The organism is Rossellomorea sp. DUT-2, from assembly GCF_052665285.1.
In genome coordinates, this window is the sequence record NZ_JBQPEO010000002.1 from 589,617 (window position 1) to 613,732 (window position 24,116).

At 40.4% G+C, this 24,116-nt stretch carries 25 protein-coding genes; 4 read left to right on the forward strand and 21 right to left on the reverse strand.

Annotated elements, in window-relative coordinates:
* The first annotated feature begins 7 nt into the window (after positions 1 to 7).
* Together ACOSV2_RS08795 and ACOSV2_RS08800 are read left to right on the forward strand one after the other, a co-directional pair.
* Positions 8 to 181 (forward strand): DUF2759 domain-containing protein, encoded by a 174-nt coding sequence (locus tag ACOSV2_RS08795; RefSeq protein ID WP_148969664.1) that lies wholly within the window; start codon positions 8 to 10, stop codon positions 179 to 181.
* A 221-nt stretch (positions 182 to 402) separates the two neighbouring features.
* Positions 403 to 756, forward strand: a complete 354-nt coding sequence (locus ACOSV2_RS08800; RefSeq protein WP_113970497.1) for a winged helix-turn-helix transcriptional regulator — start codon at positions 403 to 405, stop codon at positions 754 to 756.
* 53 nt (positions 757 to 809) lie between these two features.
* Here the strand turns inward: ACOSV2_RS08800 and ACOSV2_RS08805 are convergent, their stop codons facing one another.
* From ACOSV2_RS08805 to ACOSV2_RS08835, 7 genes are all read right to left on the reverse strand, one after another.
* Positions 810 to 1,124, reverse strand: coding sequence for an MTH1187 family thiamine-binding protein (locus tag ACOSV2_RS08805; protein ID WP_428974786.1), 315 nt, complete (start codon positions 1,122 to 1,124; stop codon positions 810 to 812).
* Entirely contained in the window at positions 1,124 to 2,230 is a 1,107-nt protein-coding gene (locus tag ACOSV2_RS08810) for a YqgU-like beta propeller domain-containing protein (RefSeq protein ID WP_428974787.1), read from the reverse strand. Before ACOSV2_RS08810 ends, ACOSV2_RS08805 begins: the two co-directional genes overlap by 1 nt.
* 431 nt (positions 2,231 to 2,661) lie before the next feature.
* Positions 2,662 to 3,855, reverse strand: coding sequence for a M14 family metallopeptidase (locus ACOSV2_RS08815; RefSeq protein WP_428974788.1), 1,194 nt, complete (start codon positions 3,853 to 3,855; stop codon positions 2,662 to 2,664).
* Positions 3,856 to 3,956: 101 nt separating this feature from the next.
* A complete protein-coding gene (locus tag ACOSV2_RS08820; protein WP_428974789.1) occupies positions 3,957 to 5,825 on the reverse strand; it encodes an LTA synthase family protein in 1,869 nt (622 codons plus the stop codon).
* Positions 5,826 to 6,184: 359 nt separating this feature from the next.
* Positions 6,185 to 7,153, reverse strand: a complete 969-nt coding sequence (locus ACOSV2_RS08825) for an ROK family glucokinase (protein ID WP_428974790.1) — start codon at positions 7,151 to 7,153, stop codon at positions 6,185 to 6,187.
* A 5-nt stretch (positions 7,154 to 7,158) separates the two neighbouring features.
* Entirely contained in the window at positions 7,159 to 7,365 is a 207-nt protein-coding gene (locus ACOSV2_RS08830; protein ID WP_428974791.1) for a YqgQ family protein, read from the reverse strand.
* An 825-nt stretch (positions 7,366 to 8,190) separates the two neighbouring features.
* Positions 8,191 to 9,651 carry a spore germination protein gene (locus ACOSV2_RS08835; protein ID WP_397552194.1) on the reverse strand — a complete coding sequence of 487 codons (1,461 nt, stop codon included), beginning with the start codon at positions 9,649 to 9,651 and terminating at the stop codon, positions 8,191 to 8,193.
* Positions 9,652 to 9,792: 141 nt separating this feature from the next.
* Between ACOSV2_RS08835 and ACOSV2_RS08840 the strand changes: the two genes are divergently transcribed.
* A complete protein-coding gene (locus ACOSV2_RS08840) occupies positions 9,793 to 10,671 on the forward strand; it encodes a hypothetical protein (protein WP_428974792.1) in 879 nt (292 codons plus the stop codon).
* On the opposite strand, the gene ACOSV2_RS08845 is transcribed toward ACOSV2_RS08840, so the two are convergent.
* The 9 genes from ACOSV2_RS08845 to ACOSV2_RS08885 form a co-directional block, all read right to left on the reverse strand.
* Positions 10,668 to 12,191 carry a rhomboid family intramembrane serine protease gene (locus ACOSV2_RS08845; protein ID WP_428974793.1) on the reverse strand — a complete coding sequence of 508 codons (1,524 nt, stop codon included), beginning with the start codon at positions 12,189 to 12,191 and terminating at the stop codon, positions 10,668 to 10,670. The two genes, ACOSV2_RS08840 and ACOSV2_RS08845, sit on opposite strands and share 4 nt — an antisense overlap.
* Positions 12,192 to 12,314: 123 nt before the next feature.
* Positions 12,315 to 12,494, reverse strand: coding sequence for a hypothetical protein (locus ACOSV2_RS08850; protein ID WP_113970508.1), 180 nt, complete (start codon positions 12,492 to 12,494; stop codon positions 12,315 to 12,317).
* Positions 12,495 to 12,581: 87 nt separating this feature from the next.
* Complete coding sequence (locus tag ACOSV2_RS08855; RefSeq protein ID WP_428974794.1) at positions 12,582 to 13,364, reverse strand: DUF92 domain-containing protein; 783 nt, start codon at positions 13,362 to 13,364, stop codon at positions 12,582 to 12,584.
* Entirely contained in the window at positions 13,354 to 13,920 is a 567-nt protein-coding gene (locus ACOSV2_RS08860) for a 5-formyltetrahydrofolate cyclo-ligase (RefSeq protein ID WP_428974795.1), read from the reverse strand. The genes ACOSV2_RS08855 and ACOSV2_RS08860 overlap by 11 nt, the downstream gene beginning before the upstream one ends.
* A 115-nt stretch (positions 13,921 to 14,035) precedes the next feature.
* Positions 14,036 to 14,185: a 50S ribosomal protein L33 gene (gene rpmG, locus ACOSV2_RS08865; RefSeq protein ID WP_064091498.1), complete on the reverse strand. Its 150-nt coding sequence runs from the start codon at positions 14,183 to 14,185 to the stop codon at positions 14,036 to 14,038.
* 57 nt (positions 14,186 to 14,242) lie between these two features.
* A complete protein-coding gene (locus ACOSV2_RS08870) occupies positions 14,243 to 14,824 on the reverse strand; it encodes a hypothetical protein (RefSeq protein WP_428974796.1) in 582 nt (193 codons plus the stop codon).
* Between the two features lie 6 nt (positions 14,825 to 14,830).
* The gene (locus ACOSV2_RS08875; RefSeq protein WP_428974797.1) at positions 14,831 to 15,838 is read right to left on the reverse strand and encodes a nucleotidyltransferase family protein; all 1,008 of its coding nucleotides are present in this window, start codon (positions 15,836 to 15,838) and stop codon (positions 14,831 to 14,833) included.
* Complete coding sequence (locus ACOSV2_RS08880; protein ID WP_428974798.1) at positions 15,835 to 18,150, reverse strand: glycosyltransferase family 4 protein; 2,316 nt, start codon at positions 18,148 to 18,150, stop codon at positions 15,835 to 15,837. Before ACOSV2_RS08880 ends, ACOSV2_RS08875 begins: the two co-directional genes overlap by 4 nt.
* Positions 18,147 to 18,854 (reverse strand): DUF4912 domain-containing protein, encoded by a 708-nt coding sequence (locus tag ACOSV2_RS08885; protein WP_428974799.1) that lies wholly within the window; start codon positions 18,852 to 18,854, stop codon positions 18,147 to 18,149. Before ACOSV2_RS08885 ends, ACOSV2_RS08880 begins: the two co-directional genes overlap by 4 nt.
* Positions 18,855 to 19,206: 352 nt before the next feature.
* Between ACOSV2_RS08885 and ACOSV2_RS08890 the strand changes: the two genes are divergently transcribed.
* Positions 19,207 to 19,554, forward strand: coding sequence for a helix-turn-helix domain-containing protein (locus ACOSV2_RS08890; RefSeq protein WP_428974800.1), 348 nt, complete (start codon positions 19,207 to 19,209; stop codon positions 19,552 to 19,554).
* Positions 19,555 to 19,604: 50 nt separating this feature from the next.
* Here ACOSV2_RS08890 and phoU read toward each other — a convergent pair whose 3' ends face one another.
* The 5 genes from phoU to ACOSV2_RS08915 form a co-directional block, all read right to left on the reverse strand.
* Entirely contained in the window at positions 19,605 to 20,264 is a 660-nt protein-coding gene (gene phoU / locus ACOSV2_RS08895) for a phosphate signaling complex protein PhoU (RefSeq protein WP_428974801.1), read from the reverse strand.
* Between the two features lie 87 nt (positions 20,265 to 20,351).
* Positions 20,352 to 21,158, reverse strand: coding sequence for a phosphate ABC transporter ATP-binding protein PstB (pstB, locus tag ACOSV2_RS08900; RefSeq protein WP_428974802.1), 807 nt, complete (start codon positions 21,156 to 21,158; stop codon positions 20,352 to 20,354).
* A gap of 44 nt (positions 21,159 to 21,202) precedes the next feature.
* Positions 21,203 to 22,081, reverse strand: coding sequence for a phosphate ABC transporter permease PstA (gene pstA, locus ACOSV2_RS08905; protein WP_428974803.1), 879 nt, complete (start codon positions 22,079 to 22,081; stop codon positions 21,203 to 21,205).
* A 2-nt stretch (positions 22,082 to 22,083) separates the two neighbouring features.
* The gene (gene pstC / locus ACOSV2_RS08910; protein ID WP_397552211.1) at positions 22,084 to 22,989 is read right to left on the reverse strand and encodes a phosphate ABC transporter permease subunit PstC; all 906 of its coding nucleotides are present in this window, start codon (positions 22,987 to 22,989) and stop codon (positions 22,084 to 22,086) included.
* Positions 22,990 to 23,121: 132 nt separating this feature from the next.
* A complete protein-coding gene (locus tag ACOSV2_RS08915) occupies positions 23,122 to 24,057 on the reverse strand; it encodes a PstS family phosphate ABC transporter substrate-binding protein (RefSeq protein ID WP_428974804.1) in 936 nt (311 codons plus the stop codon).
* Positions 24,058 to 24,116 lie beyond the last annotated feature (59 nt).

Genomic DNA, 24,116 nt, shown 5'->3' on the forward strand with positions numbered 1-24,116 from the left:
CATATAAATGGGTCTTGTAATTATTACAGCATTGGTTACATTATTAGCTTTGTTTGCGGTAGTAAGCACTTTCAAAAACAAGAATGCTATGGGAATTCTTTTCTCACTGGCAACATTAGGCGTTTTTGGTTGGTTTACAATTATGACTGTCCTTCACTCTGGTTACCCAGGTGGGCATTAATTAAACAAATGAATCATCATAAAAAAGCCTTCCGTTTCATAACGGAAGGCTTTTTTACTTTTAATTAGGGTACCCGAAGGTTATGTAGGCACTAAAAAGTACCCTATAGACCTTTAAAATGGGTACGTTATAATAGAAATAAGTTTAAGACGATCTGGATAATAGCCAACATAGCGGTCTATCCTATATGGAAAGAGTGGTTCAGGAACGGAGGTTTATTCATGAAAAAATATAATATCCCTGTAGAGGCTTCCTTAGAAGTCATCGGAGGCAAGTGGAAAGTTGTGATTCTCTGTCATTTGATCAAAAGCAAGCGAAGAACCAGTGAATTGAAGAAACTAATGCCTGGAATCACTCAGAAAATGCTGACGCAGCAGCTGAGAGAGCTCGAAGCAGATGGAGTCATCAATAGAATTATTTACAATCAAGTTCCCCCGAAAGTAGAATACGAATTAACGGAGTATGGATGGTCGTTAAAAGGACCTTTAGATATGCTCTGTGCATGGGGAGAACAGCATATTGAAAAAACCTATCCTGACAAAAGCGAAGTGTTGGTGGATAGTGAGGAAGCATAGTTCAGCAAACAATGGGGTGAGTATCTTTAAGATACCCACCCCTTATTTGTTGATTATTGTTCTAGTTGACGCTGTACAGAAGAGAGTTTCCCTTCCATTGTCGACTTCTTATCACGGCGATCATCGATTCGAATATTTGTTGCTACACGTTTGATCCCCTGTTGGAAAGGTGATTCATGAATGTCTTGTATGACCTGAAACAAAACGGGAAGATCCCCCTCGATGATGGTATTCATCGGAGTTAGTTGAAAACGGATTTCCCCTTTTCCCTCATACTCTTTAAGTATTCTATGTAAATCCGCTACATAGGAACTTACACTTGGTGATTCCGTCCCAATTGGAATGACTGTTACATCAACGATTGCCATTATAGATCTGCTCCTTCTTCTTTCAGTAGTTGAATGATGGTTGAGTCCGTCAAATCGATTACTTTCTCAAGTTGATTTCCATATAAACAATAGTCCCCATTTGGTGAACACTGAATAGGTTCTAATGGCAGATCCTCAAAGAGAACATTTTCTCCTCCAGAAACCGTATCCCATTCTTCTAATGAGAATGTCCCAGAGTAAGTATCAAAGGAACCCGGTTCATTTGCCACGAAAGTAATCAACTGACCCTTCCCTTCTATCATATCATAATGAGGAATTAACCAATCAGAATAACGGCTCAACAGATCTACTGTAAATTCTGACTGAACCTCACCATTTGCAGTAATGAATTGATACGTAAACGGACCTTCTTCTTCCCGAGAAAAGATAGATAAAAGAGAATCCTTAAATTGATTGAAGTGGACGCTTGTATCCACAATCATTTCCTGCCCACCACCCTGAATATTCTGGGATATGAGTGGAGCCGCAACGCTGATTTCTTCCTTATTCCAATCTTGAAAAAGAATGGAGGATTTCGATTGCCACTGAACAAATGGCTGCTCTACTTCAATAGAATCCATTGATCCCTCTTCTACATCAATATGAAAGACTTGAAAGCTCCAATCTTCGCTGAAGCTGGTCATGAGCAAAGCATTTTCATCAAACTGGTTCCAAGAATGAGTCAGTTCGTAGGATGGGATGTTTTCCTGAAATAGCACCTCTCCTGCCCTGTCTATTATCGTCACCCGGGCTGAATACGAGGCAGGTGCAGAATGTATGAGTATTTTTTTCTTATCGGGTGAGATGCTTGCACTCACAAATGACGAAGGAATACTATAGATTTTCTTATTGCTTCCATCATAGAGATTATAAATATATAAAGAGGATAGATCATCATCATTTTGTACGGATAGAATCTCTGAATCTGAAAGCCAGCCTATGTTTTCTACAAAACTGTCTTGAGCAAGAATTCCTGCAACGACTTCCTTGTTTTTAGTCTTCTCTTTCACGGGGGGAGAAGTTTGAGTTTGTTCAGTTTGACAAGCTGACAGCCACAGAATACTTAACAGAAAAAACAGCAATACATTTACCTTTTTCTTATTCATAATCCTTCTCCCTCCCTCCATTCTTTTCATACTAATTAGTACGTTTCAAAGCAGAAAATGTTTCAAAATTATTAAAAAAACATTACAAAAATTCAAAAAAGTGATGACCAGATGTTCACTCGCACACCATTTGGGTCACCACGATCGGTTATTCTTTAAATAGGATGATGACTTATTTTACTCCTGATTTTCACTTTGTACAATAGTTATTTATGGAACCTGTCAAAAGATTTTTCGATTCATTTTTTATGATAAGTCGAATTTCATACAGTCTTGTCGGGGCTGAACGAGCCGCCTCCGCTTTTGTTTCATCCAGCTCCGGCGGCTAGCCCCTCGAGGTCATAAGGCAAACCTGCCAAGAAGGCAAAGAACGCCTTCCCGGCAGGTTCGCCTTATGCTTGTCGGGGCTGAGCGAGCCGCCTCCGCTTTTGTTAGTACCATCGATAGATGGATACAAGGAAGATTCCGAGCATGTCTTGGTAGATTTCGTTGAATTGAGAGAGGGGCAGAGGATTTATTCCTTTTCCTAACTCGATGGTAAACCCCGCTTTCTTGAAATCTTTAATGAACCAATCCTTGTAACCCGCGTAGCTATCTATATACCTGACAGATTCATACCCGCTTACTCTGTTAAAATCTTCTGAAAGCCTAGAAGCTTCCGGCGGCTCCAAGCCCTCATAGCCCCAGTAGAATTCCTTCCCTTGAGTGTGGAGGGCAAGCAGCCGGTCGAACTTTTCCTGTCGGGCCAGTTTTACCATAGCGACTGCTTCAGGTTCTGAAAGAGGCTTATATCCTGGGAAATCTCTCGGAGCTGGTGCTTTTTCTTCTTTTCTTTCTTTCTCTACCTCCCATTTGGCTGGGAATTGGTTATTCAGGTCTACTCCTCTTATATTAGCTTTCCAGCCAGTAAAGTCGGAACTTCCCCGATTGATTTCGATTAATTCTTTTCGCTTGTCTTTCGGCGGTCCATTCAAGACGAGATCTACCCCATCCGGATTAACCATAGGTACAAACGATATCGTCACCTCCCCATATATAGGAAGGGTTTGAATTCCTCTCATGAGATTTCCATTCGTTAACGATAATAAATAGTCATTTATGAACGTCATTAGGATGGAGGTGGTTATCCATTCATTTGCATGAAAAGATGCATTTATGTGAACCTTTTTCTTTCCTGTTCCAACTCTCATTTCAATGAGGTCTTTACCAAGCACACTTTCGCCGACCGAGTTTAATTTGATGAACGGATAAACCTCTTTTAATTTTTTCACATCTTCTTCGAAAGTTTCTGAGCTATAGGCTTGTTTCCCATTGACTATTGGATATACCACTCTTGCTGGTAGAAAAATGCTTGACCCTATTTGTAAATGGTTAGGATTAACTCCTTCGTTCAGTAGGAGTAAAGCGTCTACTCCTATATTCCGCTTCTCGGCAAGCGTCCAAAAGGTATCTCCTTGATTTATGGTATGACTTTCTTTTCTGAATCCAGGGAGTTCTATCTCTGTCCCAATCTTCAATCCATTCGGATCAACGGAAGGGTTCGAATCAATAATTAATTGGATTGGAATATAAAACAGCTGGCTATAGTACCAAAGAGAATCGCCATTACGAACTTTCACTTTCATGAAGGAACCTCCCTATACATATGTCCTTACTTACATGTATGAATGGTTCTATAATTCATGACAAAAAAAGCTTGCGAATCTCTTCGCAAGCTCTTTTTTACTTATTCATCATGGTCTTCGTTTTCACCATAAAAGCGGAGAAGGTCTCCGTTAATGATCTTATCGGAGTATTCCAGTTCCTCATTTACACGCTCTTTGTATGGCTCACAGTATTTCATATCCGTTGTTTCTTCGGATTCTTTATTCCAGCACTTTTCACCTGCAAAAACATAGTCCTTAGTGATGAATCGACCGTCACGCAGAATGGCCAGGTCTTCTTTCTGACTGGAGAACATATCAGAACCGAACTGGATATCCTCCTTCGTGTCGATTCCTAAAAGATGCATAATCGTTGGTTTTAAGTCAATTTGCCCGGAAACTTTAGAAATGGTTTTTCCATCCTGTCCAGGAACATGAATGATTAAAGGCACCTCTTGAAGCTGTGTACTTACAACTGGTGTAACTTCTTTACCAAGATATTGGCTCATGGCCTTATTATGATTTTCGGAAATGCCGTAGTGATCTCCGTACATCACGATAACAGAGTTTTCATATAAACCTGATTCCTTTAAGTCTGTAATGAAGTTCTTTACAGCTTCATCCATGTAACGGACCGTTTGGAAATAACGATTGACCGTACCGTCATTGGATGTATAAGGATCGATAAGCTTATCTTCTTCATCCAGTGTAAATGGATAATGGTTCGTCAGTGTGATCATCTTCGTACTGAAAGGTTGAGGCATCTCTTTCATATGCTCAACAGATTGCTCAAAGAACGGAATATCCTTCATACCCCAGTTAACAGAATTTTCTTCCGTTACCTCATAGTCGGGTAAAGAATAGAAACGTTCATATCCTAAGGAATCATACATAATGTCACGATTCCAGAAGCTTTTATTATTTGCATGCATAGCGGTTGTATAGTATCCATTTTCTCCAAGCTTTTCCGTCATGGATTCAAACTCATTTCCTGAATGAGTGAAGAATACCGCCCCACGGTTCAATGGGTAAAGGGAATTATCGAGTAAAAACTCGGAATCAGACGTTTTCCCTTGCTGAGTCTGATGGTAGAAATTATCGAAGTAATAGCTTTCTCCAATAAAGTCATTCAGGAAAGGTGTAATTTCCTGACCATTCATTTCGCTATTAATGACAAAGTTCTGTAGTGATTCAAGTGATACGATGATCAAGTTCTTGTCCTTTGCCACACCAAACATTTCTTTATCAGGTTCGATGTAACTTGCACGAACATAGTTATCAATATCCGCTAGTTCACTGCCGTCTGCCATGGCTCTTTGAGCGGAAGACTTTGATTGTAAGAAAATATCATACACATGGTAATTATACGTTCCAATATTCTTTACTAACATTTCACGATCGAACGTTCTTGTCAGCAGCTGTGGTCGTTCCGATTCTGCCAAGCCAAGGTTAAAGAAAACAAGGGCCGTGGCAACCAGGAAATACGCACGTCGATTGGCTCTGCTATAGTTTTGCAGTGAGAACCATGTTGGCTTTAACTTGATGAACAGAATTAACACAATGACATCTGTAAAGTAGAATAAATCCTTCCAGCTCATAATGGCGCTGGCACTCGTACCTAAATCAGAGAAATTGCTGGTTTGAAACAGGACGGGGAGTGTCAAAAAGTCATCAAAGAACCGATAGAAAACAACGTTTCCATATAGGATAAACGAAAGGACGAAGCTTGCAGCGATAATATAGCGGGTGCGAGACTTATCCTTCTTAAGAAGTAATCCTACTCCGAAGATAAATAGTAAGAAACTTAGTGGGTTGATGAAGAGTATAAGTTCTTGGAGTGTATTTTCTATCTTTATATCAAAACTAGTTTTATAGACAATGTACGTTTTAACCCAAAGGAGCAATGCAGCGATGATAATAAGTGAAGCCTTTGGTGTCTTTTTCAAATTCATTTAATCAACCTCCTTGCTACAAACGGTTCCTTCGTATGTAACAAATTCATGTAATATTTGTAATGGTAAAATTAGGTAATATCAGACGTGCAACCTTGACCTATCTTAATACTTTTTTTACAAAACGTCAAACTTCAATTCACATCAATCATGTATAATAATTATTTAAGTCTTATTCTCTTACCCATCCTATTAGACGATTGAAACCGTTGAAAGTTTCAAAATAACTATATTTTTTAAAAACGGTTCCTTCGTCCCTGAGTCATAAAGACTAGTCGTGATCTTTAGTAGAATCACAGAAAAAAGAACCCTCCTTTGCAGGAAAGCTCTTTCTCTACTGATTATGCAAATTTATTTCATCAGATCTTATTCTTTACCAACCATGCTGCACCGATAACACCGGCGTCATTTCCAAGTGTAGCAATGCTCAGGTTTGTTGAAGTACGGACGGTAGGAAATGAGAATTGCTTGAAATATTTTACGACCGGGGTTAATAAGATCTCACCCGCTTTGGAAACTCCTCCACCGATGACGATCTTTTCAGGATTCAGGGCATTCCCTAAATTCGCGAGGGACAACCCTAAATAGAAGGCTAATTGATCAATGACTTCAAGGGCAAGTTCATCATGCTCTCTTGCTGCATCAAAAATATCCTTTGCACTGACTGTCCCATGGGACTCTCTTATCCCTCGCAGAACAGACGTTTTCGGTGTCGCATCCAGTTTTTCATTTGCGAGACGAACGACTCCAGTAGCAGAAGCAACCGTTTCTAAACAACCGGTCTTTCCACAGTTACACTGGAACCCACCTTCAGGAACAACGGTAATATGCCCGATTTCACCACCTGCACCTTTCACTCCGTGCACGATATCTCCATTGGTTATGACTCCCCCACCAACACCTGTTCCAAGGGTCACACAGACGATATCCTTCCCTCCGTCTCCTGCACCTTTCCACATTTCACCCAGTGCTGCGCAGTTTGCATCATTATCAATAACGGCTGATAAACCTGATTCCATTTCAAGTAAATCTTTTAATGGCGTATTTTTGTCCCATCCTAAATTAACGGCTTCGTAAATAATGCCTTTCGCCATATCGACAGGTCCCGGCGCACCCATTCCGATTCCTACCAGTTTATCTTTTGATTGATCTAAGTCTTCAAGCTTCTTATCAATCGCTTTAGCAATATCTACAATAATATTTTTGCCGTTCTCTGATTTATCAGTAGGGATTTCCCATTTATGTAAGAGCTCACCGTACTTATTCAAGAACGCGATTTTCGTCGTCGTTCCTCCTAAATCTACACCAACCAACCATTTTTCTGTCATCTTTATCACCTGTCCTGTTTTTCTTTTTCAATTTCTATTTCATGTCGCAACAAAAACAAAGCTGTTTGAAAATCCCGCGTTCCAATCAGCTGGGATTGATAAAGTTCTATTAGTTCGCCTTCCATTAGTTGCAGGTCAGAAAGACGATGCCCAACATAGATAATGGTTCCATAACTTTTTAATAACTGTTGGATATCATAAATCGTTTTCATATCATACACCCTGCTTTCTATCATTCACATTAAAGTATAAGTGAAAATCACCATCTTCTCAATACGCAGCTATCAAATATCCTTTCTAGGTTCTTTTCAAGAAGGTTGTTGTTATATTACAAAGATGAGCTATGACTTTGTCAACCAGAGTGTGTTGGATGGTGAGGGGAACTGCTCCGCTTTCCGCGGACGTTCGGCCGAGCCTCCTCAGCTTCGCTTCCGGGGTCTCGGCACGCCCGTACTTCCGCAGGAGTCTACGCAGTTCCCCTCACCATCTTTAATAGGTTTTTCATGACAGAGTTTAATAGTGAGAGAAACAATTATAATGAAAACAGCCTTTCTAAGAATTTGGTTACGACTTTCCAAACCCTGGGGCATGATTAGCAATCGAGAAAATAGCCTTCCAATGTTCCACCAAATTATATATATCTTCGTTTTCATTTGGTGTTAAAACCCACCTTGTAGTGTTTTTGTATTGTAGGAAGTTTCTTTTTATGAACAAACTTTTTACAATATGAGCTATTTTTGTGATTGCTTCTCAATATTTATAGACAGTTAGAATGTAGTAGCACAGAGTGGATTGTAGCGGAAGGCACTTGACTCCTGCGGGAAATAGAGGAAAAGTCGAGACCCCACAGGGCGAAGCCCGAGGAGGCTCGACTTCCTCCCCGCGGAAAGCAAGTGCCTGGAGCGGAAAGAAACGGTCAATATTTTGTTCGCAAATCACTGATACAAGAAAAAATTATGAACAGAGCCTATCTAAATAACAAACAAAAAAAGACCTCCTTAATGGAATATTCAATAAGGAAATCTCTTCAACTTATATTAACGATCGGGATCTTTCGGGTGTAAGAACCGCGGTCGTCTGTTTTTCAACGGCATAGGCGAACGCAGGAATACGTCACGGAATGCTCTTAAATTAAACGGAATAAATGGCCACATATACGGAATATCAAAGGAATTCATTCTTGAAAGCATGATAATCCATAGCAGGATACCCACCACAAATCCGTACACTCCGAATAATGCAGTGCAGATCAATAAGAAGATCCTGACTAACCGGTTGGCTAAGCTCATCTCATAGCTTGGCGTGGCAAACGTCCCGATTGCTGCAATGGCCAGGTAAAGGATGACTTCGTTAATTAAGAGACCAACTTCCACCGCCACCTGTCCAATCATTAACGCAGCAACGAGACCAAGGGCCGTAGCTAACGAAGAAGGGGTATGAATGGCTGCCATCCTTAGAATATCGATTCCGATTTCAATGATTAAAAATTGAAGGAACAACGGTACTTCCCCAACATCATTTGGCCCCACATAACTCATTGCTTCCGGCAATAGTTCAGGATGAATCGCAAATAGATAATAAAACGGCAGTAAGAAAATCGAACTCCACACAGCGATAAACCTGACAAAGCGTAAGTAGGCTCCAACTGAAGGCTTATTTCTATATTCTTCTGCATGCTGGAGGTGATGCCAAAAAGTTGTCGGTGTAATCAAGACACTCGGTGAGCCGTCCACCATAATAATGACGTGTCCTTCATATAAGTGCGCAGCTGCTGTATCCGGCCTTTCCGTATAACGGACCATGGGATATGGATTCCAGTGGCGCCCGGCAATAAACTCTTCCAGCGTCTTCTCTCCCATGGGAAGACCATCTGTGTCGATCTTCGATAGGGCATCTTTGATTTTATGGACTAAATTTGGATCGGCAATGTCTTCAATATAGCTGACGACTATATCTGTTTTGGATCTTCTCCCAATTTGCATATATTCCATTCGAAGCGAAGGATCGCGAACTCTCCTTCTTGTCAACGCTGTATTGAACACAATCGTCTCGACATACCCGTCCCTGGAACCCCTCACCACCCGTTCTATATCTGGTTCCTGCGGTCCTCTGACTGGATACGTTCTTGCATCAATCATAATGACCTTGTCAATACCATCCACCACAAGGGCTGTGGGACCTGCCAATACTAAATCGATGACTTGGTTCAGATCATCTACTTGCTCGATCTCTATGTAAGGAATGTACGTCTTCAATAATTTTTCTAACGTGTCTTCTTCTAATTGTTCAGGACTAAGTCCTGACAAAAGCTTCATCAGATAATGCATAATATCATCTTTAACAAAGCCATCCACTAAAAACATCGCCATTTTTCTCTCAGCATACTCCAAATCCAATTGAATGACATCAAAGCTTTTGTCTACTGCTAAGGTATCCCTTAGATAATTGGTGTTTTCTTCAATCTGAGTAGAGACAGGCTTTTTCTTTTGATTTGTCATTAGCCTTCACTCCCAATACATTTACATGAATTTCCATCTTTACCATCCTAGACAAAGCAACTAGAAAACATACATCCTATCATATTGATATCATGCGCTTCATACTATTTACTAAATGGACATACTACTGGAGTGAACGAAATGAAGCAAAGACTAAAAGAAGCCATGCCCTTTCTTGTCATCATGTGCATTGTTGCTCTTGGGATTCAATATGTTTACAAGCCCCAAACCGAGGAAAGCATTATTTTTTTTCCGATAAATGAACATGTTTCCTATGAATCTGCCACTACCATTCTGATGCTTCAGCCCGAGAAGAAAAATGATCATTATGAGGTGAACTGGAAGGTATCTTCAAAGCTTGATACACCTGCCTATTTACGTCAGGATGTCGGCTTTTTATTTATGAACGGAAGACTAAAAGGGCTCATGAACGAATGGGAACAGGACACCGATCAAATTGTTGAGGAATCAACCATAAAGGGAAAAGAAAGTAGTCTCCTTGAAGCTGTGTCTTTCCACTATTCTGAAATTCATGAAACGGAAACAGATTTTACGAGTGCACAGAAAATGTCTGAAGATACACTGTATGTGATTGATTCGAATTTCAGCCCATTAAATGCCTTCCGACAACCCGGTACAGATGCAGAAAAAGAATGGAAAAACATTCTGGACAAAGTGACTTCCCAACAGCTGGACTATCAATGGGAAAAGGCAGTCGAAGCCATGAAAATCCCAATGGAAGACTATACATCCTTTCCATTAACTCAACTCCCTCAATTAGAAGATCAACCTTTGGAAGGATTTACCGCGCAAGAATGGGAACGTGTTATAGGAAACCTATGGGAAGGACTTTATAAAAACTATTATTTAGGAATTAAAAAAGAGGATGGCTCTGTCATTGAGTCGATAGACAGTTCCATCCCACTTATATTAGTGAAAAAAGATCGAAAGGAAGTTCTCGTGTTACTGATTGATAAAAATGGAGAAGCTTCTTTACTTAAACAACAGATTTCCATTTAAGTGTTCTCCTGTAACTCTTTATAAAGTTTTTCATACTTTTCATCCTGCCTATTTATTTCATAGGCTTTTTTTGCATGAACAAGAGCTTCCTTTCTGTCACCTGAGTCGATCAGAATTAACGCAAGATTGTAGTGAGCTTCATGAAACTCACCATTTTCCTGGATTGCAGCTCTCAAATGATCTTTCGCTTGTGCTAATTTGTTCATCTTGATTTCAGCATATGATAAGTAGAAATATGTCTGTGCATTTGGTGAGCCTTCTTCAACCACCGGGATAAGAATATTTTCCGTTTCCTCCCACTGTTGATTGGAAATCTTTTCTTGAGCCACGCCATTCACAGTGTTAACGTCCCAAGAGGTTGGATCTGCACCTATCCCCCTCGACACAAGAACCCCAACAAGTAGGATGCTTCCCGTCAGAAATAACAATTGACGAAGTGGGCGGTGAGCATTCGGCAAGCTGACCATTCCTGCTGCGAGAAAACCTCCCACCAATCCACCTATATGACCTGCATTATCAATTCCCGGGAGTGTAAACCCCAGGACTAAGTTCAACAGGATCACCGCAATAATATTGGTACCGATCGTTCTAAAGAAAATCTTCGGATATAATACACCGAAATACAGCAGTGCACCGAAACAGCCGAAGATCGCGCCACTGGCCCCTGCAGAAAGATTGGATGTGAAAAGAAAGCTGGCTAGAGAGCCCGTGATTCCCGATATCATATAAATGAAGATGAATCTGAGTCGTCCGAACATTTTCTCGACTGCCATCCCCAGATAAAATAGGGCCAGCGTGTTCATAAGTAAATGCAGTATTCCTATATGCAGAAAGATCGGGGTTACAAGGCGCCACCACTCTCCTTCAATCATGAGGGGATTGTACTTAGCACCGAACTCAATCAGTGTTTGTGGATCCTTGCTTCCACCATTTAGTTCAAGAATGAAGAACATGATCAATTGGATTGCAATGAAGAAGTAGGTAAAGAACGGCTTTCCTTTTTCAAACAGCTGCCTTTCCTTTTGTATCTGTTTGGAAGAAGAAGTCATGGTCATGCTTTTTATCCACTCTACATTGGCATCCAATATTTCCGGGGGGAGGTCCCATTCCCCGCTATTGAATAAAGGGTCATTCCTAAGCGTTTCGACACTTTGATCACCATGAAGAAGAAGTGGCTGAACGGATGTCCTTTGATTGTTCAGGGGTTCCTGGAATAAATCCGGCTCTGCATCTACAGGTGGATAAGTGGAGACATAGATATTCTTCATTTGAAGTTGCCTTTTCCCAAGGGATTTTCTGATTTTCTCCCCATTCATGGAGGTCAATTCCATATCCCGCTTGACCCAGTTTCCCCAATCCAGATCTTTCCGGACCAGTCGAATGACGTTCGCTTCTTTCTTACCGGTATTCTCCAGCCATATTTCATCCTGATTGGGAGAGAGATTAAGAATTCGATAGTGTTTATCTTCAACGAGATGATAAGCTATCTTCCAAAACAAATAATGATAACGTAAATCCACATCATCCACTACTTTCTTTTTTTAAGAAATCCTATTCTACCCCTACTATACCGAACCTTTTCTTAACCTGTAAAACAAAAAAGACTGTAAGGGGGATTTTCCCCCTTACAGTCTTTTTCAATGTTATCCTCTGAATGCACCTTGAATGAATTTAGAGCGAATACCAGGTATCCCCATGGCTGCTTTCACAGCAAATTTTCTAATGAGAAAGTTCCCTAGAAATACATTTAACAGTCGATATCGATTCGGAATTAGAAAAAGAACCAAACCGCCCAGCACTAACCATTTTGTCCATCCGTTCATGATGATCCCTCCTGATAGTAGTTTGGATCATTATAGAGAAGCTTATTCCACTAAATTACAAGGAAACAATACTTTCTTTCGGTACCGTCAATAGAATATGAGCATAAATAATCCTGCAAAAAGACTCGACATAGCATTCACAGTCTCATTATTCATGAGAGGAAGCCCTTTCGTTTTTTCTGTGTGATGTCCACAATGAACGGATGACTCTGTTCGAAGATCGCAGACCGGACAACGGTACTCCAACTGAATGAACGCGCCAAGTACTGTATCCAAGATGTTTCCTAAAAACCCGGAAAGGAGAAGGAGGAAGAAGAGAGAGACATCCCCGACGTTCAACAAGATCAATGAGGCCATTGAGATAAGGGCAGATCCAAATATAGCCGCTACCGTACCGGTGATGGAAACTGCACCCGACGTGCCTTTGGGAACTCTCCTGAACGTTCTTATGGAAAACGGCATTTTATGACTGAGAGGACCTATTTCTGAGGCCCATGTATCAGCGTTTGCCCCAGCGATTGACGCAATGAAGGCCAGGGTCCAGACTTCGTTTCCCGTCACACTGAATAATATGGCAAAGAGGGCTGCAGGACCTCCGTTCGCCAACACTTGCTGCCAGTCCCTGATGGACGTTTTCGCTAAGCGCTCCTCAATCCCTATCTTGCTTTTCTTAAAAAGACGTGACCATATGCTTGATGATAAGAAGAACACGCCTAAAATAAACAGCCCCTCAAACCCATATGAATAGCCAATAGCGAGGCCCATCATTATGGCCATTACAGCGCCTGAGAGACTTAAATTATTGGTTTTCCACCCTGCTATGGCGATGGAGAAAATAAAAAGGAGAAGAATGAGATACTCAAGAACCACAATCGATCCGTCCCTTTTCCGTCAAAATCGTTCCAACGGGTATGTCGAAAGATTCGATTGGCAATGTGTCGACCATTTGCTCCACAAAGGCAAGGGACATTGTCAGTCCCGGATAGCTAGAGAGTAACCTGTCATAATATCCCCCACCAAACCCCAGCCGGTATCCATTTTCTGTATAAGCCAAACCAGGAACGATCATCATTTCAATAGCGTCATTATGTACAACTGATGACTTGTCGGGGTCTGGTTCATACAAATCAAAATAGGATGGTTCGAGCTGATGGAAATCATGAAGCTCATAGAAGACCAAATCACGGTTTTTTGGAAAACATTTCGGGACTACTACGGATTTTCCTTCCTCCCATCCCCGTTTGATGATGTTCCACGTATTGATTTCCGGAGGCTTTGAAATGGTCACCGCGATAGTGGTACTGTTTTTCCACTCAGGAGACTGAAAGAGTAATTTTTCAATTTGGAAACACTTTTGTTGATACGATATATGATCGATCGACTTCAATCTTTGAAGCTGAAGATTCCGCAGTTCTTTTTTTCCCATATTAGATATCCCTCCATGCTTACTATACAGATATTATTTTAATGGATTCTCTATGTAAATGCGATGTTGAGACAGATATGAGCATAAAAAAAAGCAGCGGATAAAATCCGGCTGCTTATTTCGTTTCGCGGTGAAGAGTCACACGCTTTAATTTCGGGCAATATTTTTTTAGCTCTAAACGGTCTGGGTTGTTACGCTTGTTCTTAGTTGTAATATAGTTACGCTCACCAGTTTCTGTGCAAGCCAAAGTAATGTTTACACGCATTATTGTTTCCCTCCAAACATATACATCTTCTACTATTCATACGACTTTTCTATAATATCATTTTTCTTTCGGAAATGCTAGTCCGTTTTTTATTCTATCACTTAAATTTGAAACCTCTTCTTCAAAAGCACCTTCAATCGCATACACTTTGCCTTGTTTCACTTCAAAAGGCTTGAATGAGAAGTCTAACATATAGACCATCATATTAAGGCCATTGGTGATCGGATAGTAGTAAAGGCTTCCGTTACTCAGGGATTTTTTCCATAGTTGTAAACCTTTTAAATTAAGGGGATAGATGGATTTCTTAACAGAGCCCGCGCAGGAAACAATATTCGTGATGGCAACACGTTTACCACTGTAATTCCAGAACGTATCCTTAGATAATGATAAGACCCCAACTCCATCTTCTTTACAAGCGAGCCATTCAATGAGAAAAAAAACCTTAAAATGTCTGCTTTCCTTTGTGGTATTTTCCATTTCGAAGGCAAAGGATTCTCCCCACCCTTCAATATGTTCGTGAATTTTCACACTTATGCCGGTAAGAGAGGTTAGTTTCTCTGAGTTAAGGGGTACATATTCATTATTCCTGTTCCAGGCTATTCCTTGAATATGGAACTTTTCATTCGGATTCTCCTTCATTAGCCTCTACACCTTTTGCCAGATTTTTATTTTCTTTCCATAATATCTGGCAAGCTCCCTTGCCAGATTCCGTCTGTCAGCTTTGGAATAAATGATGAATCCTCTTTTTGAATCACTGATGATTTTCGTTCGGCCACCATCTCTATGATCAAAAACGATTTCTTTCTGACTGGAGGAAGACGGAACGGTTTCCAGTAATTTAGCAAGGACGATGGGTTTTTTTCCATTTGGACACGATACTTGAAGTCTGGTGATAAAAGGCTCTATAAAGTCTTTAGAGTGGTGGGAGCCTTTTATAGAGGAGGGGGGAGAATATTGCCCCCTCATGAGATCATCACGTGCACATTTATATTCTTCCGGGTTTCCGATATCTCTCCAATAGGCACTTGTTTTGAAGACATAGACTTCCTCATTGTTCGTAAGCAGTTGAGGAATGAAATCCTGACCGAAATCCCTCGCTCCTAAGTGAGCATAGCGATCAAGCAGTCTTGGATCTAACATATATACCCCGGTGTTCACCTCATTTCCTACCCACTCTTCCGGCTTTTCGATAAAATTAACCAATTTACGATTTTCGTCTGTATGACAAATCCCATATTCTTTTGGATTCTCTACTTCTTTTGAGACCACGGTCATTACCGCTCTTTTCTCATAATGGAATTCAATGACTTTATCTATTGGAATATTCGTGAATGCATCTCCACTTAACACCAGGAACGGTTCACGAAGTCTGTGCCTGGCGAGGAAGACCCCTCCTGCTGTTCCAAGGGGGGATTTTTCCTCCAGATAGGTAATGTTTACATTGAACCGTTTCCCATCACCGAAATAGTCTTTAATCGTCTCGCCTTTGTAACAGGTGGTGATGAGAATATCTTTAATTCCATATGACCTGAGGAGGTTGATGCTGTATTCAAGAATTGGCTTATTCAGAATCGGAACCATCGGCTTTGCAATCGACATTGTATAGGGTCTTAACCGCTTGCCTTCTCCACCTGCCAATATCACGGCCTTCATCTTTTTATGCCTTCTACTTTTGATTGAAGAAGCACATCATCGTATACGTGGATGGTTTGTTCAGCGATCCGGTCCCAACTAAACATGGATTGAGCCATTTTGAAACCGAGATTCCCTAATTGCTCCGATTTTGAAGGATTTTCAATTAATGAGACCAATTGTCCATAAAGGCTTTGTTCATGATTGGGCTCAAATAATAAGCCGGTTTGTTCATGTTTAACAATTGATTTAAGTCCTCCTGTATTGGATGCGACCACCCCTTTACGGAAAGCCATCGCCTCCAGGGCAACAATACCGAATGGCTCATAAAGGCTAGGGAAAATAACCGCTAAACAATTTTTCAAATAATCATTCCGCTCCCTATCAGAAATGTATCCGATGAAGGACACACAATCACCGAGGTCTTCATGGGCTACCATTTGACGATAATGCTCTAACATAGGGCCTTTTCCAGCTATGATAAACGAGATGTTGAATCCTTCTCTCTTTAACTGTGAGGCTACCCTGATAATCGTGTCGAACCCTTTCTCATGAACCATCCGTCCGATTGAAAAGAAATAAGGAGTGGATGGCTGTACAAAGCTATAAGGAGAGGATTGATCGAGTTTCTCCAATTCCACCCCATTAGGTATCACAGCGACTGGTGCTTCGATAGTAAATAGGCTCTTGATCTCCTCTTTCATATGCTCACTGCACACAATAAGATGGTCGGATGCACGAATGAGAAGCTGCTCTTCCCGGTGAATCTTGTGTTGCAAATCTGTGTAAATCCCCTGATTCCGTCCATGTTCCGTTGCATGAATGGTCGTTATGAGAGGAATCGAATAGTACTCTTTCAGTTTTATTGCTGAAGTGGACACAATCCAATCATGGGCATGAATATGAGTGATTCTTTCATCTTTTAAGAGATCATGAGCGTAATGAATGAACGCCTGATTTAAATCAAATACCCAAGTGAAGAAGTCTTCTTCATAGGGATGCAGGGGATGCACACGGTGAATCGTAACCCCTTCCATTTTCTCAAGTGACAGGGCATCATTTGCTTTAGTCGTAAGAACGTGCACCTGTTTCCCTTTTTTCACAAGATTATTAGCCAGGTCATACACATGCCTCGAGAGTCCCCCCACGATATTCGGCGGGTATTCCCACGAGAGGACCAGAACGGAATCCTTTTTCACTGCTTTCTCTTCTACATTGCCTGCAAAGAGCTTTTGAAGGATTTCATCAGATGGGAATGGAACGACCCTTTTACGATGAAGGAATAAATGTTCATCAACCTTACTCCCCGTTACCATATCAAGTAAGCTGTCAAAGTGAATAGTCGTCAAGCCAGACTCAATATTCGTCCCTTCCATGCTCGCAACCCATTCCCGCATTAGTTGATGTGCGACCTCTGTCTGTTCTTCAGATGAATACAGATCGTCCAGTTTCTCTTCCATACGATGAATGATTCGGATATTCTTCATGGCCGGGTCTGATAGAATCGGGCTCTGCTTCTCCATCCCAAGATACCCAAAACCTACTCTGGAAAGAGCAGTAGAAGATTCCACCTTCTCCTCTAATGAGTGTGCGCTCTCTCCATTCATCCATTCATCGTAGCTAGAATGATCCTCGATGAAAACAACGGAGAGTGAATCGACGTTCTCTTCTAATGCTCCGATTCTTCCTTCTGAAACCGGTATTAATTTTAACCCCCTTGGTGTTCTTATGACACCGCTATCCCTCTCTTTTTCACTATGTTCATACGAGAAGGAGGAAATAAAGGTGAATTCGATTCCTTGCTTAGTAAGGTATAAGTCAATTCCAGGAACATATGCTGCCCGCGGTAACCAGAAAAACTTCGGAATCATTTGGAAATACTGCTTATACAACAACGTACTCATACGCACCTGTGATTCAATCGCCCTCGGAGTCCTGTAATGTGTCAGTGGAAATGAGCTTACAGTCGTAGGAATAACGGTAGCTTTACCTTCTACCACCAGACTCTTATAGGCTTGTACGAAATTCATGTCATGGGTCGACCACTGAGAATAGATCAGCTGCCATTTACTCTTTTCATGCGGCTCTGCTTGTAGAAGATTGGATTGAATGATTGAGTGGGCTTTCTCCTTAAACTCTTCACTCATAAAAAGGGAGAAGAGGGTAGGGTTCATCACGACAGGTATTGCGGATGCTCCGTTACGCTGCAGAAGATCTAACAAAGCACTATTTTCGAGAAGGATGGATGTCAGTAGATCTTCTCGTTCGTTACATTGTGAAAAAGCCATTTCGTTAAATTGTGGATATATCATCACTGCCGAAAGTCCTTTCATGCCTTTTCCTCCTGATTCATTACATAATACGAATAGGTGCTCACATGCTCCACCCATTTCGGTTCTTTAATTAATCCTTGCTCATATTCAAATAACTCTTTCATACTATGATACTCCTGATGATGGGACGTTCTTGGGGTATGTAGTACATTGGAGCGTGTGAATGCAACAAAGTCACCGGACGGTAAGCGTAATCCAATTTCCATACAGTAGCTTCTGTTTTCCTTTAGACCATTTACAAACCAATCACTCTCTGTATGCGGAACATATGAATCTGAGTATGCGTGATGATTATGCCCGTTAAAGGAAATCGATGTAATATCATATAAACGAAGGACAAAAGATTGAGGGTCAGCATTCATTTTAAAATGGCTTTTCACATGGCGAATCCATTCTTGTGTAATATTCCAATAGCAATAGATTCTGGATGACGTAGAGAACATGATCGATAATTCAGTGGCACGCGGGTTTTTCGCACGGGGCTTAGGCATCTTTCTTCCAAAGGAAGCTCTTCCTACTCGTTTTTTCGGTACTTCCGGCTCAATCACTTCTACAGGGGCACCCACATTTACAGTAGGATTCCCCTGAGCCTTCTGATACTTCACCCATTGATATTGAACTTTCCCAACGGTCGTATTCAGCTCTTTGGCAATTTTCCTGAATGACACTCCTTGTTCTTTTAACCGAATGATTTCTGTGATCAAAACAATTCCTCCTAAAGAGTAACCAAATATTATATAAATTCAATCTAAAAATTATGACAATTATCTATAGATTCATCGTAACACCCTATTCAAAAACCTACAATAAACGCATTTTGTCGTATCTTGTTAAACGCGGTGATAGTGGGATTTATCATGCATTTTTTTTACAAATTATTATGCTGAAATGATATTAAAGCGATTACATTATCGGAACGACAAGATTCTTTCATAATTACCCAATGACATTCGACAAAATATTGGTTCTTTCCACAAATTTATCCTTCCATCATATAGAGATAAGCCATTATCTATGCTATAACTAAAGGAGAATAATACTGCATGAGGTGATATAGTGGATTTACTATTCATTGGATTAGTAAGCTTCTCTATCCTATTACTAGTCATTTCGTTTTTTCAACGGGATCGGTATCGTGATATTGAAAAAGACATGGAAGAATTATCAATGAATGTTCTTCAGGAGCATTATCAGTTGAAGAAGAGAATACGAGTACTGGAAGAAGAGCTGATGTTGGATGGTGACGCCATATTAAAAAGAACGGCCCAAATCAGGAAACCCATTCATGAGGTCGTGAAAAATCAAGTCATTGCATTATATCAACAAGGTATACCTGTCGAACAAATCGCAAAACAATCCGCACTTTCTAAAACAGAAGTTCAGCAACTCATTTCGAAACTGTAACAAAACATAAGAAAAGCTGTCCGAAAAAGGACAGCTTTTTTTGGTAGTGTCTATTCATTCAAGTCGTAACGGCGACCTTTCACTAGATAGAATACACCTTCTGCAATGTTTGTAGAATGATCCGCGGCTCTTTCAAGATAACGGCAGATGAATGAGAGCTGAGTAATCTGAGCCGTGAATTCAGGTTTTTCTTTATTGAGAGTCAGAAGCTCTACAATCGTTTCACCATATAAGTCATCCACCTTATCATCCATATCAGCGATTCTCTTTGCTTTCGCCACATCTTCTTCGACAAATGACTCTAATGTAAGCTGAATCATATCAGATGTGATGGCATGCATTTCTTTAATATGATGAATCGGTTTAATCAGAGGTTCATTACCGATACGGATCGTTGATTTCGCTACATTCACAGCGAAATCTGCGATTCTTTCCAAGTCTGAAGCAATTTTGATCGCAACGATGATTCTTCTCAAATCAGTTGCCACTGGTTGTTGCTTAGCTATAGTCAGAATAGCTAAATCATTGATTTCCTCTTCCAGATCATCGGCTTTTTGGTCGCCTTCGATAATGGCAAGCGCCGTATCAACATCCTTCTCTTCCAATGCCACAATACTTCTCTCAAGTGCAATCTTTGCAATATTCCCCAAATCCATTAGTTTGGTTTGCAACTCTTTCAAATTCGCATCAAATTGTCCTCTTACTGCCATGTTTATGCCCCTTCCTATTTCAACACTTTATCTTCTCAATAGTAGGAATTAAACACCTATTGGCATTTATCCTTCTTCTCATGTGAATTATCCGAAACGACCGGAGATATAGTCTTCTGTACGCTTATCAGATGGAGTAGAGAAGATTTTATCTGTTTTGTCAAATTCAACTACTTCCCCGTTCAGGAAGAAGGCTGTGCGATCAGAAATACGTGCAGCCTGTTGCATATTATGAGTAACAATAATAATACTGTATTCTGTTTTTAACTCTTGAACCAGTTCTTCAATCTTTAATGTAGAAATCGGATCAAGAGCAGAAGTAGGTTCATCCATTAGAATGACATCCGGCTCAATAGCAAGACATCTTGCTATACAGATACGCTGCTGCTGTCCACCTGATAGTCCATATGCATTTTGATTCAGACGATCTTTCACTTCATCCCAAATCGCTGCACCGCGTAAGCTTTTTTCAACAATTTCATCAAGCATTTTTTTGTTTTTGATTCCGTGAATGCGTGGTCCATATGCAATGTTATCGTAAATCGACTTCGGAAAAGGATTTGGTTTTTGGAATACCATTCCTACTTTTGTACGCAATTCCTCAACGCGGTATTTACTGTCAAAAATGTTGCGATCGCGATAGATGATATCACCAGAAGTCTTTACGCTTGGAATCAATTCGATCATTCGGTTCAATGTTTTGATATACGTTGACTTACCACACCCTGAAGGTCCAATAATTGCCGTAACTTCATTTTCCATGATATCCAGGTCGATATTCTTTAACGCATGATTCGTACCATACCATAAGTTCAATTGTTTCGTTTGATATACCGCTTCTTTTGTTTCTTTATGATTAACCATGTTACTTTCTTTTGATTTGATCGTTTGCATTTCGAAAGCCTCCTTCATCCAATAAAAAACCAATTAATAACTTATTAATATCTCTTCTGAAACTTATTACGAATTAACACTGCAATCGAGTTCATTATTAGTAGTAAGCCCAACAGGATGATGATTCCCGCAGCTGCCACATCATGGAAATCTGCTTGTGGTCGTCTTGTCCAATCATAAATTTGCATTGGAAGTGCTGTGAATGTATCCAAGATGGAACCTGGTGTAAATAGTAATATCGTTGGTACACCGATAACGACGAGGGGCGCTGTTTCTCCGATTGCACGGGAAAACGCTAAAATGCTTCCTGTCAATATCCCGGGTATTGCAGCTGGTAATACGACTCTGGTAATTGTCTGCCACTTTGTAGCACCCATCCCATACGAAGCATCCCTTAGCTCTCTTGGTACCGAACGGATCGCTTCCTGTGCCGCAACAATAATTACAGGAAGTATGAGCAAACTCATCGTCAAACCGGCTGCCAGTACACTTTGACCAAGAGCAAAGGCCCGGGCAAAGATCGTTAAACCTAAGAGACCAAATACAACGGATGGAACACCTGCAAGGTTTGAAATATTTACTTTGATAAATTTATTGATCTTGTTTTGTTTAGCATATTCTTCTAAATAAATGGCCGTTCCCACTGCCAATATGAACGAAACAATGACTACAACGAACATCAGCCATATCGTTCCCATAAAGGCGGCATAAATTCCCGCTTTTTCAGGGAACCTCGATCCTACGTTTTGTAAAAATTGCAAATCCAAGTATCCAATTCCTTGAGTGAATACCCGATATAATAATACAGATAATACGACTAAGCCAAATAAAGTCGCCATTAAGAAAAGCCCTTTAAAGACGCTATTCACCATTAGTCTGGATGACATCTTTTTTAAGACATTTTCCTGATTGATATACTTCATGATTAATACTCCTCTCTGAATCGCTTAGAGATGTATTGAGCAAGCAGGTTCATACCTAGTGTGAATAAGAATAGTGTGAAACCTACTGCATAAATACTATAGTAAATCGTCGTTCCATATCCTGCATCTCCTGTACTTACCTGAACGATATACGATGTCATCGTTTGGATGGAATCAGTAACATTCCAAGAAAGGTTTGGAGAAGCACCTGCAGCGACCGTTACAATCATGGTCTCTCCAATTGCACGGGAGATGGCAAGAACAATCGATGCAACAATGCCTGATACAGCAGCGGGTAAGACAACCTTAAGTGCAACTTCTAATTTAGTTGCCCCTAATGCCTGTGCACCTTCACGTATGGAATTCGGAACAGACGACATCGCGTCTTCAGATAGGGAAGCAATCATGGGAATAATCATGATCCCAACTACAATTCCAGGGCTTAATGCATTAAATATACTTAATTCAGGTATAAATGACTCCAATACAGGAGTAACAAATGTTAGAGCAAAGAATCCAAATACGATTGTTGGGATCCCTGCTAATACCTCTAATATCGGTTTGATGAATCTTCTTGAACGATCTGTTGCATACTCACTCAAATAAATGGCGGAAGCAAGTCCTATCGGTACTGCTACCACTACAGCTATTCCGGTAATCTTCAATGTTCCTGAGATTAAAGGAAGGATTCCGTAACTAGGATTCTGATTAGAAAATGGAAACCATTCTGTTCCTGTTATGAAATCAAATACGGATACTCTTGTAAAAAATGTAAATGTTTCAAAGATAAGAGTAAATACGATACCTATAGTTGTTAATACTGAGACCCCGGCTATTGCAAACAAGATCCATGGGATAGACTTTTCAACAGAACGATTCAAGCTTTTCCCACTATTTTTTGATATCATCTCTGCAACAGAATATGATGATTCTTTTGAATTTGAAGCCATAAATTGCAAACCCCTTTCATCCACATGACAAGATGAGAAGCAAGTAATCGCTTCTCATCTCTTCATTTTGACTTTAACAACGATTAAAACTTATTTAAGACCTTCTAATTTTTCAGTAGCTTCTTTAATTTTATCTTCTGGAAGACTTACATAGCCTACTGCTTCTGCCATTTCAGCAGAGTTTTCCAGAGTGAATTTCATGAAATCATATACAGCTTCATTATCTTTAACAGAAGAGTTTTTAGCATATACGAACAATGGACGTGATAGTGGAGTGTATTCCCCGCTCTCGATTGTTTCGTTATTCGGCTCGACTCCGCCGATTTTAACCGCTTTAAGTTCTTCTTTATTTGCAAGGTAATAAGCATAACCGAAGAATCCGATCGCGTTTTTATCACCGGTCACACCTTGTACAAGAACGTTATCATCTTCAGAAAGCTGAATGTTTTGTTTAACCATATCTTTTTCTTCTAAAATTGCTTCGTTGAAATAATCATATGTTCCTGAGTCAGTACCAGGAGAATAGAATTTCACTTCTTCATCCGGCCATTCAGGATTGATATCAGACCATTTCTTTGTCTTTCCATCTTCAACCCAAAGCTTTTGAAGATCCTCGACTGTCATATCTTTTGCCCAGTCATTTTCTTTATTAACAACGATTGTAAGACCATCTTTAGCAACTTCAAATTCAGTGAAATCTATACCAGCTTCTTCCAGCTTTTGCTTTTCTTCGTCTTTAATTGGACGGGAAGCGTTTGAAAGATCCGTTTCACCTGCGATGAATTTTTCAAATCCACCACCAGAACCGGATACACCGATCGATACTTTTACATCAGGTTGTGTAGCTGCATACTCTTCGTTAACAGCTTCCATGATTGGAGCTACAGTCGATGAACCATCCATTTTCACACTGCCGGATAGTTGTTCTCCTGAACCATTCTCTGCTCCACCTTGAGCACCACATGCTCCTAATATAAGAGCTGATCCGATCATTGCTGACATTGCCAGATACTTAAAGCTTTTCATTCCTAAATTCCCCCTAAGAAACTTGGTTGTTTTGTCCTACGAGTAATAGATTAATAGAT

Bases quoted from the DNA above. Each gene is read 5' to 3' on its own strand.
- ACOSV2_RS08795 (WP_148969664.1), top strand. From the start codon at position 8: ATGGGTCTTGTAATTATTACAGCATTGGTTACATTATTAGCTTTGTTT.
- ACOSV2_RS08800 (WP_113970497.1), top strand. From the start codon at position 403: ATGAAAAAATATAATATCCCTGTAGAGGCTTCCTTAGAAGTCATCGGA.
- ACOSV2_RS08805 (WP_428974786.1), bottom strand. From the start codon at position 1,124: ATGGCAATCGTTGATGTAACAGTCATTCCAATTGGGACGGAATCACCA.
- ACOSV2_RS08810 (WP_428974787.1), bottom strand. From the start codon at position 2,230: ATGAATAAGAAAAAGGTAAATGTATTGCTGTTTTTTCTGTTAAGTATT.
- ACOSV2_RS08815 (WP_428974788.1), bottom strand. From the start codon at position 3,855: ATGAAAGTGAAAGTTCGTAATGGCGATTCTCTTTGGTACTATAGCCAG.
- ACOSV2_RS08820 (WP_428974789.1), bottom strand. From the start codon at position 5,825: ATGAATTTGAAAAAGACACCAAAGGCTTCACTTATTATCATCGCTGCA.
- ACOSV2_RS08825 (WP_428974790.1), bottom strand. From the start codon at position 7,153: ATGACAGAAAAATGGTTGGTTGGTGTAGATTTAGGAGGAACGACGACG.
- ACOSV2_RS08830 (WP_428974791.1), bottom strand. From the start codon at position 7,365: ATGAAAACGATTTATGATATCCAACAGTTATTAAAAAGTTATGGAACC.
- ACOSV2_RS08835 (WP_397552194.1), bottom strand. From the start codon at position 9,651: ATGACAAATCAAAAGAAAAAGCCTGTCTCTACTCAGATTGAAGAAAAC.
- ACOSV2_RS08840 (WP_428974792.1), top strand. From the start codon at position 9,793: ATGAAGCAAAGACTAAAAGAAGCCATGCCCTTTCTTGTCATCATGTGC.
- ACOSV2_RS08850 (WP_113970508.1), bottom strand. From the start codon at position 12,494: ATGAACGGATGGACAAAATGGTTAGTGCTGGGCGGTTTGGTTCTTTTT.
- ACOSV2_RS08860 (WP_428974795.1), bottom strand. From the start codon at position 13,920: ATGGGAAAAAAAGAACTGCGGAATCTTCAGCTTCAAAGATTGAAGTCG.
- rpmG (WP_064091498.1), bottom strand. From the start codon at position 14,185: ATGCGTGTAAACATTACTTTGGCTTGCACAGAAACTGGTGAGCGTAAC.
- ACOSV2_RS08870 (WP_428974796.1), bottom strand. From the start codon at position 14,824: ATGAAGGAGAATCCGAATGAAAAGTTCCATATTCAAGGAATAGCCTGG.
- ACOSV2_RS08875 (WP_428974797.1), bottom strand. From the start codon at position 15,838: ATGAAGGCCGTGATATTGGCAGGTGGAGAAGGCAAGCGGTTAAGACCC.
- ACOSV2_RS08880 (WP_428974798.1), bottom strand. From the start codon at position 18,150: ATGAAAGGACTTTCGGCAGTGATGATATATCCACAATTTAACGAAATG.
- phoU (WP_428974801.1), bottom strand. From the start codon at position 20,264: ATGGCAGTAAGAGGACAATTTGATGCGAATTTGAAAGAGTTGCAAACC.
- pstB (WP_428974802.1), bottom strand. From the start codon at position 21,158: ATGCAAACGATCAAATCAAAAGAAAGTAACATGGTTAATCATAAAGAA.
- pstA (WP_428974803.1), bottom strand. From the start codon at position 22,081: ATGAAGTATATCAATCAGGAAAATGTCTTAAAAAAGATGTCATCCAGA.
- pstC (WP_397552211.1), bottom strand. From the start codon at position 22,989: ATGATATCAAAAAATAGTGGGAAAAGCTTGAATCGTTCTGTTGAAAAG.
- ACOSV2_RS08915 (WP_428974804.1), bottom strand. From the start codon at position 24,057: ATGAAAAGCTTTAAGTATCTGGCAATGTCAGCAATGATCGGATCAGCT.